At 39.8% G+C, this 14,051-nt stretch carries 12 protein-coding genes and 1 pseudogene; 6 read left to right on the top strand and 7 right to left on the bottom strand.

Annotated features, from left to right (window positions below; all coding sequences use genetic code 11):
* Positions 1 to 44 precede the first annotated feature (44 nt).
* A complete protein-coding gene (locus AAG747_RS12245; protein WP_346821463.1) occupies positions 45 to 854 on the top strand; it encodes a DUF3108 domain-containing protein in 810 nt (269 codons plus the stop codon).
* 172 nt (positions 855 to 1,026) lie between these two features.
* Here the strand turns inward: AAG747_RS12245 and yaaA are convergent, their stop codons facing one another.
* On the bottom strand, positions 1,027 to 1,794 hold the full coding sequence (gene yaaA / locus AAG747_RS12250; protein WP_346821464.1) for a peroxide stress protein YaaA: 768 nt from the start codon (positions 1,792 to 1,794) through the stop codon (positions 1,027 to 1,029).
* Between the two features lie 228 nt (positions 1,795 to 2,022).
* On the opposite strand from yaaA, the gene AAG747_RS12255 reads away from it, so the two are divergent.
* From AAG747_RS12255 to AAG747_RS12270, 4 genes are all read left to right on the top strand, one after another.
* A complete protein-coding gene (locus tag AAG747_RS12255) occupies positions 2,023 to 2,601 on the top strand; it encodes a hypothetical protein (RefSeq protein ID WP_346821465.1) in 579 nt (192 codons plus the stop codon).
* Between the two features lie 167 nt (positions 2,602 to 2,768).
* Positions 2,769 to 4,115: an argininosuccinate lyase gene (gene argH, locus AAG747_RS12260; protein ID WP_346821466.1), complete on the top strand. Its 1,347-nt coding sequence runs from the start codon at positions 2,769 to 2,771 to the stop codon at positions 4,113 to 4,115.
* Positions 4,116 to 4,573: 458 nt separating this feature from the next.
* Positions 4,574 to 5,119, top strand: a complete 546-nt coding sequence (locus tag AAG747_RS12265) for a hypothetical protein (RefSeq protein WP_346821467.1) — start codon at positions 4,574 to 4,576, stop codon at positions 5,117 to 5,119.
* Between the two features lie 123 nt (positions 5,120 to 5,242).
* Positions 5,243 to 7,615 carry a prolyl oligopeptidase family serine peptidase gene (locus AAG747_RS12270; protein ID WP_346821468.1) on the top strand — a complete coding sequence of 791 codons (2,373 nt, stop codon included), beginning with the start codon at positions 5,243 to 5,245 and terminating at the stop codon, positions 7,613 to 7,615.
* Between the two features lie 63 nt (positions 7,616 to 7,678).
* Here AAG747_RS12270 and AAG747_RS12275 read toward each other — a convergent pair whose 3' ends face one another.
* The 5 genes from AAG747_RS12275 to AAG747_RS12295 form a co-directional block, all read right to left on the bottom strand.
* A complete protein-coding gene (locus tag AAG747_RS12275) occupies positions 7,679 to 7,972 on the bottom strand; it encodes a hypothetical protein (protein WP_346821469.1) in 294 nt (97 codons plus the stop codon).
* Positions 7,956 to 8,528 (bottom strand): RNA polymerase sigma factor, encoded by a 573-nt coding sequence (locus AAG747_RS12280; protein WP_346821470.1) that lies wholly within the window; start codon positions 8,526 to 8,528, stop codon positions 7,956 to 7,958. The genes AAG747_RS12275 and AAG747_RS12280 overlap by 17 nt, the downstream gene beginning before the upstream one ends.
* Before the next feature lie 17 nt (positions 8,529 to 8,545).
* A complete protein-coding gene (locus AAG747_RS12285; RefSeq protein WP_346821471.1) occupies positions 8,546 to 9,085 on the bottom strand; it encodes a hypothetical protein in 540 nt (179 codons plus the stop codon).
* A 79-nt stretch (positions 9,086 to 9,164) separates the two neighbouring features.
* Positions 9,165 to 10,073 (bottom strand): N-acetylmuramoyl-L-alanine amidase family protein, encoded by a 909-nt coding sequence (locus AAG747_RS12290; RefSeq protein WP_346821472.1) that lies wholly within the window; start codon positions 10,071 to 10,073, stop codon positions 9,165 to 9,167.
* 250 nt (positions 10,074 to 10,323) lie between these two features.
* Positions 10,324 to 10,800: a low molecular weight protein-tyrosine-phosphatase gene (locus AAG747_RS12295; RefSeq protein WP_346821473.1), complete on the bottom strand. Its 477-nt coding sequence runs from the start codon at positions 10,798 to 10,800 to the stop codon at positions 10,324 to 10,326.
* Between the two features lie 803 nt (positions 10,801 to 11,603).
* Here AAG747_RS12295 and phhA point away from each other — a divergent pair.
* Positions 11,604 to 12,350: pseudogene (phhA, locus tag AAG747_RS12300) on the top strand (phenylalanine 4-monooxygenase); the annotation flags it as partial.
* A gap of 281 nt (positions 12,351 to 12,631) precedes the next feature.
* Here phhA and AAG747_RS12305 read toward each other — a convergent pair.
* Positions 12,632 to 13,828 (bottom strand): DUF5690 family protein, encoded by a 1,197-nt coding sequence (locus tag AAG747_RS12305; protein ID WP_346821474.1) that lies wholly within the window; start codon positions 13,826 to 13,828, stop codon positions 12,632 to 12,634.
* Positions 13,829 to 14,051: the final 223 nt, after the last annotated feature.

Below are 14,051 nucleotides of genomic sequence, written 5' to 3' on the forward strand. Positions count from 1 at the left end.
TACCGTAAGTACTCTTTACTATTTTTCATGAAATGGAAGTTCTTATGAAAAAGCTTATATACACCTCCTTATTAGTACTCTTCTTTTGCTCTTTCAAAGGAGAAAACCAAGCCGTATTTCGCAAGCTCAACACCCATATTGCCACAGGCGAAAGGCTTTCCTACCGAGCTCATGTAGGTTTCATCAATGCTTGCAGGGCAGAAATCAATTTGGACAAAAACATTTTTGAGGTAAATGAACGCCCCTGCTACCGGGTGAAAGTGGATGCACAATCCGTAGGGACCTTTAAAATGTTTTACAAATTTGAAAACGAGTACCAATCGTATATTGACACGTCAGCAATAACCACACATAAATTTTACCGGAGCACCCATGAACCCGACTACGAACTGGAAGAAACAATTGAGTTTGACCATCGCAGTGGCAAAGGAAAGTTAACTCAAAACAAAAATGGAAACCCCAAACAGAAAACCTTTGACTTTCCCGGTTACCCTCAAGACTTAATCAGTGGCTATTACTATTTAAGAGCTGTCAATTTTAAAAACAAATCCAAAGGCGATGTAATCAACATGTGCGGAATTTATGAAGACTCCGTATATAATTTCCAGTTAAAATTTTTAGGAAAAGACATCGTAAAAACCAAGTTTGGGAAAATCCATGCCTACATGTTATCCCCAATTATGCCGGACAATAAATTATTCAAAGGAGGAGATGCCATTACCATCTGGGTATCGGAAGACAAAAACCGCATACCTCTGAAGGTAAAAGCCAAAATGTTCGTAGGTTCCGTAGAGCTTGACTTAGAGGATTATTCAGGCTTAAAACAAGATTTTAACTTTGCCAAACGCAAATAAATCCTTCTAGAAAACGAAAGAGGCTGTTTAAAAAGACGATATATAGCCACAAAGACACTAAGATTTACACAAAAAAATGAATTGTAAATTAAATATTTATGACTCTTTGTATCTTAGAATCTTCGTGGTATTTTATGTTCTTTTGACTTTTCGGACAGCTTCTTTCGTTTTTTCATCCCCGGGTAAACACCCATTCATTCTTGTTGGACAAAGGTTCATTAAACGCATACCCTTCCCAATCAAATAACTTTAACTGCTCCGGATCTGCCAGCCTATTCTTAATCATATAAGCACCCATCATTCCCCTGGCCTTCTTTGCAAAAAAACTTATGACTTTGTATTTATCATTTTTAAAGTCTTTAAACACAGGTTTAATCACCTTAGCCTTTAATTCCTTTGGTTGAATCGATTTAAAATACTCATCCGAGGCCAAATTAATAAGTACCGGACACGCTGCTTCTTTCAAAGCCTTATTGAGCAATTTGGTAATTTTACTCCCCCAAAATTTGTAAAGATTCTCAGAACCATTCACGGGTAATTTTGTCCCCATCTCCAAGCGGTAAGGCCTGATCAAATCCATTGGCCGCAACAACCCGTGCAAACCGGACAAAATCCGCAAATGGTCTTGCGCAAACTCTAGGTCGCTCACTGTAAAAGAAGCAGCATCCAACCCTATATATACATCGCCCTTAAAAGCCAACAGCGCTTGCTTCGCTTCGGGCGTTTCCATTTTTTTCGACCAAGCTGCATAACGTTCAAGATTGAGATCCGCCAAATTCCCGCTAATATTCATTAACGTTTGCACTTCCTCGGAAGAAAGTTTTTTAAGCACATTTATAATCTTTTGAGAATCAGAAAGATACTCAGGAATCGTAGACCAGGAAATACTTGTTCCCGTTTCAAAATCCAATGTTTTTGCTGGCGATATTACCGCTATCATGAACCAATTTTTTCTAGTTTTACATTACTAAGATATGAGGGGTTTCTTTCCTAAAAAATTCACTCCTCAACTATCCTATCTATCAAAAAATTCTTGTATTTTTAATAGAAGAATTTCTATTAAATTTGATCTGCGAAATTACTAAATCTTGAGCAATCCCAGAGAGTTAAAATTATAGCAATGACAAAACCTGTAAATATGAAAATTGATTAAACTCCTAAAAAAAAGATGATGGATTCTACAATTGAAGCAATAAAGGAGAAAATTAATTACCGAAAAAAAGTCCGTAACTCGAGAAAGTGGATTTTAGGCATATACATGGCTATCAACCTTATCATATTTGCCTTTAGCACTTTCTTTATCTGGAAAAATGACGTTCATGTTCTTTCGGAGGAATCCCCCTTACCAGTTAGCATCCTTCTAATAGGCATTACCTTACTGGCAGGTGTCATCTGCATGCATACCTCCATATATTATGCAAAAAGAAACGAAATACTGTTATTAAAGACTTTATTATCCATTCACCTTGCCCTGATTACCATCTATCTACTCGGGTTTGCTTGGAGCTACTATACCCTATTACATATTCAATCCCCGGGTATCAACTATTTATTTACTACCCTTGCCTGGTTTGCACTCAACATTATCGGAGGCCTTACTTTCTCATCGGTTTTACTCTTCCAAACCCATCAATATCAAATCCACTCTAAAAACTTAGACAGCATTCTATTGGCAGGTGCCTTTTACGATTTCTTATTAGGACTGTGGGGCTATTTATTAATCTTTATGTTATTTGTAATCTGGTAACCTCCCGGAATTCTCCTTGACAACAACCTCTATACCCACTGATATTTCCCGGAAAAACAAAACTTAAACCTACACTTGTTAAAATCTCTCCCTGCAGTTCCTATTTTTGCAGATACAAATGAGAAAGCAACTCGTGCAGAGGTATCAATCTTATAATTCGCAAACTTATGGAAAAGAGCAAACTTTGGCAGAAAGACATTGATGTAGATACAAAAGTAGAAAACTTCACTGTGGGAAAAGACCGGGAATTGGATATGGTTCTCGCCCCCTTTGATGTATTAGGCTCCATCGCCCATGCAAGCATGCTTGCTGAAATCAACCTATTGACAGAAGCGGAAAAAGAAGCCCTCATCAAAGAACTGAGAAATATCTACAAGGATATCCGGGCGGGGAATTTCCAAATCGAAGAACATGTGGAAGACATTCACTCTCAGGTCGAATTACTTTTAACAAAACGCCTTGGTGATATCGGTAAAAAAATTCATAGTGGGCGCTCCCGGAACGACCAGGTATTAGTGGATTTGAAATTATGGCTCAGACATGAACTCTGGAACCTCGCTCAAAACACCCAAACGTTTTTCAAACAACTCATCCAATTAAGCGAGCAATATAAAAACACCTTATTGCCGGGATACACCCACCTACAAGTTGCCATGCCTTCTTCTTTTGGCTTATGGTTTGGTGCCTATGCCGAAAGCTTGGTCGATGACATGATTGTCATGCAATCGGCATTCAAAGTTGCCAATAAGAACCCACTAGGTTCAGCAGCCGGATATGGCTCATCTTTCCCCCTTAACCGTACACTTACCACACAACTGCTAGGCTTTGACACGCTTAACTTTAATGTCGTGTACGCGCAAATGGGCCGCGGAAAAACCGAGTTGGTAGCCGCTAATGCCCTTGCCACCCTTGCGGCAACTTTAGGCAAAATGGCAATGGACAGCTGCCTGTACATGAGTCAAAACTTTGGATTCATTGCTTTTCCCGACCATCTTACTACCGGCTCTTCCATTATGCCACATAAGAAAAACCCGGATGTATTCGAGTTAATCAGAGGGCGCTGTAATCAGTTAATGGGACTTCCGACTCAAATTCTCATGATTACGCAAAACCTCCCATCGGGATATCATCGCGACTTCCAACAAATCAAAGAGGTAATTGTTCCGGCTTTTCATGTACTCAACGAATGCCTGGAAATGCTTTCTCTAATGTTTGACAATATAAAAGTGAATTCGGATATTTTGGAAGATGAAAAATATAAATACCTCTTTAGTGTTGAAGAAGTAAACAAACTGGTATTAAGCGGTATCCCTTTCCGGGAAGCCTATCGCCAAGTCGGAATACAAATCGAACAAGGGGCTTTCAACTATTCCAAGGAGGTACAACATAGCCATGAAGGCAGCCTTGGCAACCTATGTAATGAGCAAATCGAACAACTCATGAATAAAACCCTTGACGAGTTCAATTATTCACAAGTGGACCAAGCCACTAAGGCCCTACTGAATGAGCAATAATCTTGATAAAATACAACCACAACTGTAAAAAATAAAAAATATTTTAAAAGGACTCTTCTTACAACAGGAAGAGTCCCTACCTATTCACGCAACTATCCCTTCCAAATTCCTCAATTAAGACTTAATTTATTCACATTTTATATTTTTATATACAATCACTCCCCTTTTTATACATCATGTAAAAAATATTTACGTTTTCCTACACAAAAAATGATTTTTTTACTAAAATTACCTAGTAAATATGATTAAACTAAGGGATTTACGCACAAAACATTACGTAATATTTTTACTAAAAATAAATTATTTTAAAATAAAATCAATTAATTATTTCCTTTTTATCTCAAAATCATACAAGGTAAACTTACTTGGTCATTTGAAAGATAATTCCGTAAAAAAGCCCTTAATATTGATATTACAATTGAAAGAAAATAGGATTCTTCACTAACAGGTTGGTAAATATGGACCATAAAAAAAGAAACTTGCAGCATGATTTCATCAACGCAAGTAAAGAAACACAAGCAACTACTCAGTTAGAACTTGTACTAGAAGACTCGATGGATAATTTTTCAAACCGATCCTTTCTTTTCAACTATCAGGTTGATACCACACTTTTGAGTTCCCTTGGCAACTACAACCCTTGGTCAGATAAGTGGGTCATCGAGATGATAGCCGATGCTATTCAATCAGAAGTTGCGGAGGAGCATTCTCTAATTTCTTATGAAGAATTAATCGAACAGTTTCACGCTGAAGATAAGGACAATATCTTACGGTACTTTGAGGAAGAATTTGCCTGCACGGAGGTAAGTGAAGCCCGATTGTATGTTAAACAAGATGAAGACGATCAGTCCCTTATAGAAATTTCAAGCATTATTAAACCAAATACATCCGTTTCGAAGGATGAAATGCATTATACCGAACCAAATAATCCTTATCCTTTTGATACCCATTATTATATCAATGATACCTTAGACGTAAAAGAAACGTTATGGTATACTGATTTTTAAAGATCTCACTATACAAATTCTCCGAATTTAATCTATAGCCCTGGTTTCGCCCTGTTGCGAACCAGGGCTAACTTTTTTTACCTATTTTTGACGACAGTATTCGGAAACTACAAACACAAACCAATGAAAAAAACAAACATTTTATTAATAGTCCTGACCTTGGCTTTCCATCTAAGCCAGGCACAATCTCCTCTTACCATCGATCAAATTATGAAAGGAGAAGAGTTTGTAGGGCATTTACCGGGAGCACCCTACTGGGGAGAAGATGGAAAAACCATCTATTTCCGTTGGAACCCGGAAGGAAAAAGTTATCAAGAGCTCTACAAATTTACCTTACAAAACCCTACCCCTGTAAAAGTCAGCCAAGAAGAACAATTACAACTCCCTTCTTCCGGAGGAACCTACAACAAAGACTTCAGTAAAAAAGTCTATGCTAAACATGGCGATCTTTTTCTACTGAATATACAGAGTAACTCCGTACAGCAAATTACCAACACCCTGGCTTCCGAATCACAACCTGTGTGGGTAGCAAACGAAGAGAAAGTTGCCTACAGACAAGGCAATAATTTGTATACCTGGGATATCCAAACTGGGAAAACAGAACAAATCACCCAGTTTATCAATGGCTCCAAACCCGCCAAAAATAAAACCCTCAGTTCACAAGACGAATGGTTAACACAAGACCAACTCGCTTATTTCGAAGTGTTAAAAGAAAGGCATGACGATAAAAAAGAACGCAAGGAATTCCACAAAGGCTTTGAAGCAAAAAGACCTTTAAAAATCTATCTTGAGAAACAAAAAAAGCTGCAAGGCTTATCGGTTAGTCCGGACGGGCAATACATTGTCTACCGAACGACAAAACCAGCGTTAAAACAAAAACCAACGCATGTACCGGACTTCGTTACCGAATCCGGATACACCGAAAATCTCAATGCCAGACCCAAAGTAGGTACCCCTCAACCCTCTTATGAATTGGGAATTTATAACCGGGCAACAGACACTACTTACCTGATAGAGGCACATAAGCTGGAAGGCATTTATCAAAAACCTCTTTTCTTAAAAGAATATACCCCTGAAGATTCTACCTTTCGGGAAAAGTACGAAGCACCTAAAAAAGTCTACTTCAGTGATCCCTTATTTTCCAAAAACAGTAAGTTCGCGATTATCAACATCCGATCATTGGACAATAAAGACCGCTGGCTCACCCTTTTGGATCTTACAACCGGCAAACTTAAAACCCTCGATTGGCAACACGATGAGGCTTGGGTTGCAGGACCGGGTATAGGTTGGGTATATTATTCTTCAGGAAACTTCGGCTGGCTGGAAGAAAATAAAAAAATATGGTTTCAATCGGAGGCTTCCGGCTATTCACACTTGTACTCGGTAGATATTCATACAGGCAAAAAGCAAACACTTACCAAAGGAAATTTTGAAATCAACCAGGCGACCTTGTCACAGGATAAAGCTTATTTTTACCTGATCAGCAATAAAGAGCACCCCGGAGAGCAACATTTTTACAGAATGCCGAGCAAAGGGGGGAAAATGACAAAAATAACGTCCCAACCCGGGAAATACGAAGTCGCGGTTTCGCCTGATGAAAAACACCTGGCCGTACTGTATTCCTTCAGCAACAAGCCTTCAGAAGTGTACTTGATGGAAAACAAAGCAGGAGCCGGTTTGGAGGCGATTACCCAATCCCTCACTCCCGAATTCAAAGCATACCCTTGGAGGACCCCCAAAGTAATACAATTCGAAGCTCGGGACGGAGCCAAAGTACATGCCCGTATTTATCGCCCTGAAAACCCCGAACCCAACGGCAAAGCAGTAATCTTTGTACACGGTGCAGGTTACTTACAAAATGCACATCGTTGGTGGAGCAGCTACTACCGGGAATATATGTTTCACAACTTCCTGACCGACCAAGGCTATACCGTATTGGACATTGACTACCGGGCAAGTGCAGGCTATGGCCGCGACTGGCGAACCGGAATTTATCGACATATGGGCGGCAAAGATTTGACTGATCAAGTGGACGGAGCTAATTTTTTGACAAAAGAATATAATATTGACCCCAAACGCATTGGTATTTACGGAGGGTCCTATGGCGGATTTATCACTTTGATGGCTATGTTTAAAGAGCCCGGAGTATTCAAAAGCGGGGCGGCTTTGCGCTCGGTTACCGATTGGGCTCATTACAACCATGGCTACACAGCCAATATCTTAAATACTCCTGAAGAAGATAGTTTGGCATACCGAAGAAGCTCACCGATTTACTTTGCAGAAGGCTTGCAAGATCGCTTACTCATTTTACACGGCATGGTGGATACCAATGTACAATACCAGGACGTAGTTCGACTGGCTCAACGTCTGATCGAACTACGAAAAGAAAATTGGGAGATGGCTGTATTTCCTATGGAAGGACATGGGTTTGTAGAACCCAGTAGCTGGGCGGATGAATACAAACGCATCTTCAAACTGTTTGAAGAAACATTGTAGAAAAACATAACGAGAGGCCGGTTATTTCATTCGCAAAAATTCAGGCTAGTGAGATGACCGGTTTTATTCTTTGAGAGGAGAACTTACCGGCTGTTCGTTTTTTGATTTCGGAGTACCGGGCTGAGAGGTTTTATCCTCCGATTGTTTGACAAAGAAAAAATACGCAATCACAAGAAAAATAATAATCAGAATCAATAACGGAAGATGCTTATTTAACCGGTAAACAATTAAGTGTACGGGTTGCGAAGGCTTCCTCCTCCGGTACTGATTCAGCACCCTGTCAAAGTTCTTAAATTGCTTCACCTCTTCTTCCGAAGTAGGCTTGTTTCCAACCTTAAGTTTATATTTTTTTGCCATAAACGCTACCTTGCACTAACTTTCTTACCTTGTCTAAAATACGATATGTCTTTACTTTGGCGTGATTTTCAGTGATCCCTAAAATAAAAGCCACTTCTTTAAAAGACCTCTCTTCAAAAAAACGCAATTCCAGGATTTGCACTTCTGCCTCTTCCAATTCATTCAAAATACCGATCAGCAATTCTTCCTGATCCAATTTAGGTTTTTCCAGCTCAGCTTCATCAAACAAACTTTGAAAGTGATAGGGTTCCAAACTTACTACCCTCTCCCGTTGAGACGAACGGTAGTATTCATTTACTTGATTCGAAGCGATCCGGTATAACCAGGCAGAAAAAGGAACGCCTTTAAACTTATAGCCAGGTAAATTCATCAAAGCCTTCAAAAACACTTGCGACACCAAGTCTCCAGCAACCGAAGCACCCTCTACCCTTCTCTCCACAAAATGGAAGATGGCAGAATAGTACTTTTCATATAAAAAGCCGAAAACTTCAGGGTCTTTTTTAGCTTGTTGAATAATTGCGAGCTCGTCCTGTATTTCTTTTTCAGATTGATGCACGAATGAAGTTGTTAATTTTACAAGGATCCACTCACGCGAAACTCTCCAAAAACATCCATCATCACCGTATCTTCCGGTTGAGCACTCATAAGAAGGAACAGTTCGTAATAAACCGTATCACTCGATAGAATGAGGGATTTCACAGATTCGATGCCTGGCCGGAGTTCTAACGCCTTGGAGGTTTCGCTGATATTACCCAAAGAAGCCACACTTACCTCATCGATACCATTACTCAATCGTAAATTAACCGAATCCAAGCCGGCAAATGTAGCCTCTTGACCGCTGCTCAATTGCAGCACAAAACGATTCGGTTTGATGTCATCCAAGCTCTTTGAGGAGATCTTATTAAAAGCAATCAACTCTTGGGTAAAATCCCAAGTGGTGTCCGCAGCGATCAGAAAAGGCACCTCTTCTGTAATTTGCCCCGGAAGAAAAGCAACCTTCCCGGTTACATTGGATTTAACCTCCAATTCGTCTAAAGAGCTGGAGCATGCTCCTGCGACTCCAAAAACAAGGAAGTATAGTACGATTCGAATACGTATTGATAAATCTTGCATACAAGCAAAGATATAAAACAGATATCAGTTTGCAGTGATCAAAATCCGGAGGATCCTCCCAACAACCCCATACAAAAAGTTATCGGGTTTTGACGATAAAGGCATCTTTAAACCCGGCCTTTTTCACTTCGTTCAAAATCTTAATCGCATCGGAATATTCCGTACACTTACCCACCATATACTTGTAGCGGCATACTTTTTCGGTTACCATCACCCGCTCTACTTTATGCTTCAAGCTTTGAAAAACATTGGACTGGGTAGAAACAGGCTTGGCCGTAGCCATGATTTGGATCTTAAATTCGGAGGCGTCTAGGGTATATTTTCCTTTCAGGTATTCCTTGAAAGCCCGGTAGATCGCAGAGGCCGTATACACCTGCCCTTGCTTAGAGTTCAAATACTTTTCTTCATTGGGATTGGTTAAGAAGCCGGTTTCCACCAATACCCCTGGCATTTTTGCATGTTGCAATACATAGAGGTTATACCCACGGTCATAAGCACTCATGATTCCCCGGCTTTTCCGGCCTCCTCTACTCGCAAACTCATGCTCAATTTGCTGGGCTAGGACCTTACTTCTTTCCAAGCGATGGCTGTGAATATGCGTCTTGGTTCCGTAAATCCCACGATTGGGATTGGAATTGCAGTGAATACTGATAAAATAATCCGCATTGACCTTATTTGCCATATCCACCCGCTTTTCCAACGAACGGTAAATATCCGATTTGCGGGTATAATAAATCTTGATATTCTTAATATTTTTTTCCAGATAGTGGCCCAGTTTTAAGGCAATTGCTAAGTTAATATCTTTCTCATGCAGGAGGTTATCCGAACCCCGTACTTTCCCCGGGTCCTGACCGCCATGCCCCGGATCGATCACTACTTTAACAACCTTTTTCCTATCCGGATCTGCTGCAAAATGCGCCCATGAGTGCCCTGGATAACTCACCAACCAGCACACAAGGAGAATAATTGTCAAAGCGTTTTTCCTCATGTTTGTCTTTAAAGTTGTGTTAGTTTTACGAATTTACAGAGTGATAATAATTGTAATTGTTTCATTATTTCAACCCATCCACGTTACCGGTATATAAGGCTTCTTTCTTCCATTCTTTTTATAATAAAGATACTGAAAGATTCAATGATTAGGCTTATTGCCTGTAAAGATTTTAAGCACATTGCATCTAAACAGACGCGTTGGTTACACATCAAAAAATCCCTGCCAACCACCTAATATATATACCTATTTAAGGTAGTTCTTTACGAACATGCGTCAATAAATTAGCCGTACTTTCTTCCAAAACCCGGAAACACTCTTCGAAGCCATCCATGGAACTCGTATACGGATCGGCGACATCTTTTCCCGATTGATTGTTATCAAATGCTCGCATTTTCAAAACTTCGGCCTTTACTTGCCCTACACGACTCCGGATCGCCATCACATCGCGCATGTTACTATCGTCCATTACAATGATATAGTCAAACTCCCTAAAATCTTCTTCACTGATGGGCCGACTGCGCGAAGTCAATTCAATGCCATGTTTTGCTGCCGTACTTCTCATACGCGGATCCGGCAAATTCCCCTGATGAAAATCGATTGTTCCGGCAGAATCACACGAGATCAAACCGGTTAACCGATGCTCTTCTAACTGATATTGAAACAGTCCTTCCGCCATAGGAGAGCGGCATATATTTCCCAAACACACAAATAGTACTTTCATCATCTTTTTTGTTCGATTGTTTGTCGGATGTTTATAACATCTATTACTAAAATTCCTTTCCACCATTACGTCAACTACCAGACCAGCTCTTTACACAAACAACCGGAATACCTCTGTTTCCACAAAGTAAAAAACCGGCTTCTCCTACCCAAAACAGCACAAAATCAAGGAATTCCAGCAAATCACCTGCGCAAAATAATAAAAAAAAACATAACTTTTCATAGCTAATAACTCCAGCCTTGACTTGCAGTCCTAATTTTTCCAAACAACATTCTACTCCTATTCGCCTGCCTCTCTTATCGCTTTTGCACTTTTACACTGTTTACATACACAATAAGGTTTAGCTAATATTTCATCAAAAGTATTTCGAATACATTTCTAAAGAAATCAACCTCACTCCACTCAAATAAAACTCCGCTCCTTCTTGCTTTCTCTTTCAAACAGGAATAGCATAGAGTAGTGTATCTTATTGACAGTAAGGGATTCACAATGTATAATCCCGGAAATATTCATTTTTTTGTTATATTGCCAGTAATACGAAACCATTTTGGAGTTTTTCATATCTGAAAATGGTTTGTATTTTTGTTTTTATAAAAATTAATTTGACACTAGAAACAAAAAGCCCGATTTCTCTGGAACCGGGCTTTTTTATTTTAAACCGAACTGGTTATATTTCATGTTACAACTACAGAGAGGAATCCCCTCCTATTTACAAACAACTATTTGTTGAAAAAGGAGGGTAAACAATCTGTTCGGCAAAAGGAAGCTTCTAAAAAGCGGTCTTTTTATGTAGTGAATTAACCAATAAAACACACAATACAATGACACAAAATTATGACAAATACACCGAAGAAGATTTTAAGGTGTGGCAACTATTGTTTGACCGGCAGATGAAACAATTACCCGGCTTGGCAGAAAATGCCTTTTTAGAAGGGTTGCAAAAAATCAAGTTTACCAGAGACAAAATTCCAAACTTTGAAGAAACCAACCAATTGCTTGGCTCCATCACCGGTTGGAATTTGGCAGTAGTCCCCGGACTCATTCCCAACAAAGAATTTTTTGAGCTTCTGGAAAACAAAAAATTCCCGGCCACCACTTGGTTCAGGAAACTGGAAGAATTGGAATACCTGGAAGAACCGGACATGTTTCACGATGTGTTCGGGCATGTGCCTATTCTGACCAATCATAATTTTTGTGGGTTTCTACAAGGTTTAAGCCGGATCGCGCTCAAGCATATTGAAAACGAAATGGTGATTGAAATGATTGCCCGCATCTACTGGTATACCGTAGAATTCGGCTTGATCGAAACCGAGAATGGCTTGAGAATTTACGGAGCGGGAATCCTCTCATCCAGTGGGGAGTCCGTATACTCTCTGAGTGACAAGCCTCAAAAAGCGCCTTACTCCATCAAAAAAATCATTCACACCCCTTATATCAAAGACAAGTTTCAAGAAAAGTACTTTGTCATTCAATCCTACAAACAATTGTTTGAATCCGTCCCGGAGATCGAGCGAGCCATAGAGAAGGAATTGGAATTGAGTAAACAGGAGTAAAAAAACATAAACAAACGCCCGGCAGAGTTATTTGCCAGGCGTTTGTTACACAGTCTATTCCGGTAGGGAACTAGAGCATGTTTAAATTTCATCTTTTAGGTCAAAAGCTCTCATTTCAAAAACCTCATCGCAGTATTTTTTCGTGGTCCGGCCCCCCCGGTCAAATAACCGCATTATTCTCCGAAAGTCGAACCATCGAAAATACTATTCTGAGAGCCCTAAAACTGAAAATTTTCACCACTAAAGGGGCGCACCCACAACGAATTTTAAACATACACTTATTACACGGCTGAATAAGCATACTGTTTTTGGTATTTTTTCAGGAAATAAATAATCGAAAACACCAACATGGGTATACCCAAAAGTAACAAGGCATAGGAGATATAGGTAAACAGGTAAAACAGACTTGCTTTGGGTAGGAAGAAGTTTTTAAGGAAAAGTACCCCTACGCTGGCCAAATAGCCCAATGAGTCGGAGATATACATCAAAAACCCGGCATTGCCTTTCATTTTGAAGGCGGCCACCAGCCGTTCGTAAATCACAATTTGGAAAGGGACATAGGCCATATACATTCCCAATCCTACGGACGTCATCCAGGTAAAGGCGGCTATTTTTTGTTGTACAAATAAAATAGTGGAGCTCCCGGACAGGGCTACTCCGGTAAAAAAAATCAAATAGGTAATGCGGAGGGACAATAAATTAGAACGAACCAATACGACCAAGGCGGTGGTACAGGTCACGACCATTGCAATGATAAATTCTGTCTTTGTATAAATGCTCACATCGTTTTCAATGCCCAACTCTTTCCAAATTTCCACCATAAAATTATCCCGGAAGTCTCTGCACACGGTCAATGCCATATAGGTAATCACCAAACAAAACAGCCCGATGCCGTAAGTGGTGATAATTTTTTTGCGGTCGGCTCCTGACATTGGCAAACGTTCCGAACGAAGGGCTTTGTCCTCCTCGGAAGGTTCCGGAATTACGGTCAGCATCCATACGCAAAAAAACAATAAGGGAATAAACATGGCCCCTACGATCACCGGCATCCAGAAGTCGGAAACGCCCCAATCCCGGATCACAAATACGCCTATGGATTTCAACATCCCCGATGAAATAATCGCACTTGTTGACAAGCCTACCCCTAACAATTCGGTGAACTTACGCCCTTCCAAAAAAGAAAAGACAATCCCCCAAACCATTCCCAAAGGTAGTCCATTAAAAAACAACAGAATAAAATTATAGGGATAGGGCACAAGGCCAAACAATAACAACATACTCTCGGCAAAGAGGATAAAAGCGATGATCATCAAAGCCCGTTTTGTTTTATTCAACTCGGAGATCACTTTAATCCCAATAAATTTTGAAGACATATATCCCAATACCTGAGAAATGATCAGAATGTCTTTGTACTGCATTCCCCAAAGCAACAAGTCTTGATACGTACCGGCATTAAAAGGTTTCCGGAAGGCATACATGCAAAAATAGGTTCCAAAGGCAGCCAAAATGCACCAAAGGATAAAAAGGGGTTTTGAATTACTTAAAAGTTTAGATATTTTAAAGGAATATAAAGACATACAGCAGTTGTAATTAAGGTGATTGCTGAGGCAAATCACTATCACAACTTACTCAATATCAAATAAAAATCAAAATTTCAACTAAAATTAACCTACTTAACAAGGATTTAACATTAATATAATT

It is taken from the genome of Rapidithrix thailandica, assembly GCF_039710355.1.
GTDB lineage: Bacteria > Bacteroidota > Bacteroidia > Cytophagales > Flammeovirgaceae > Rapidithrix > Rapidithrix thailandica.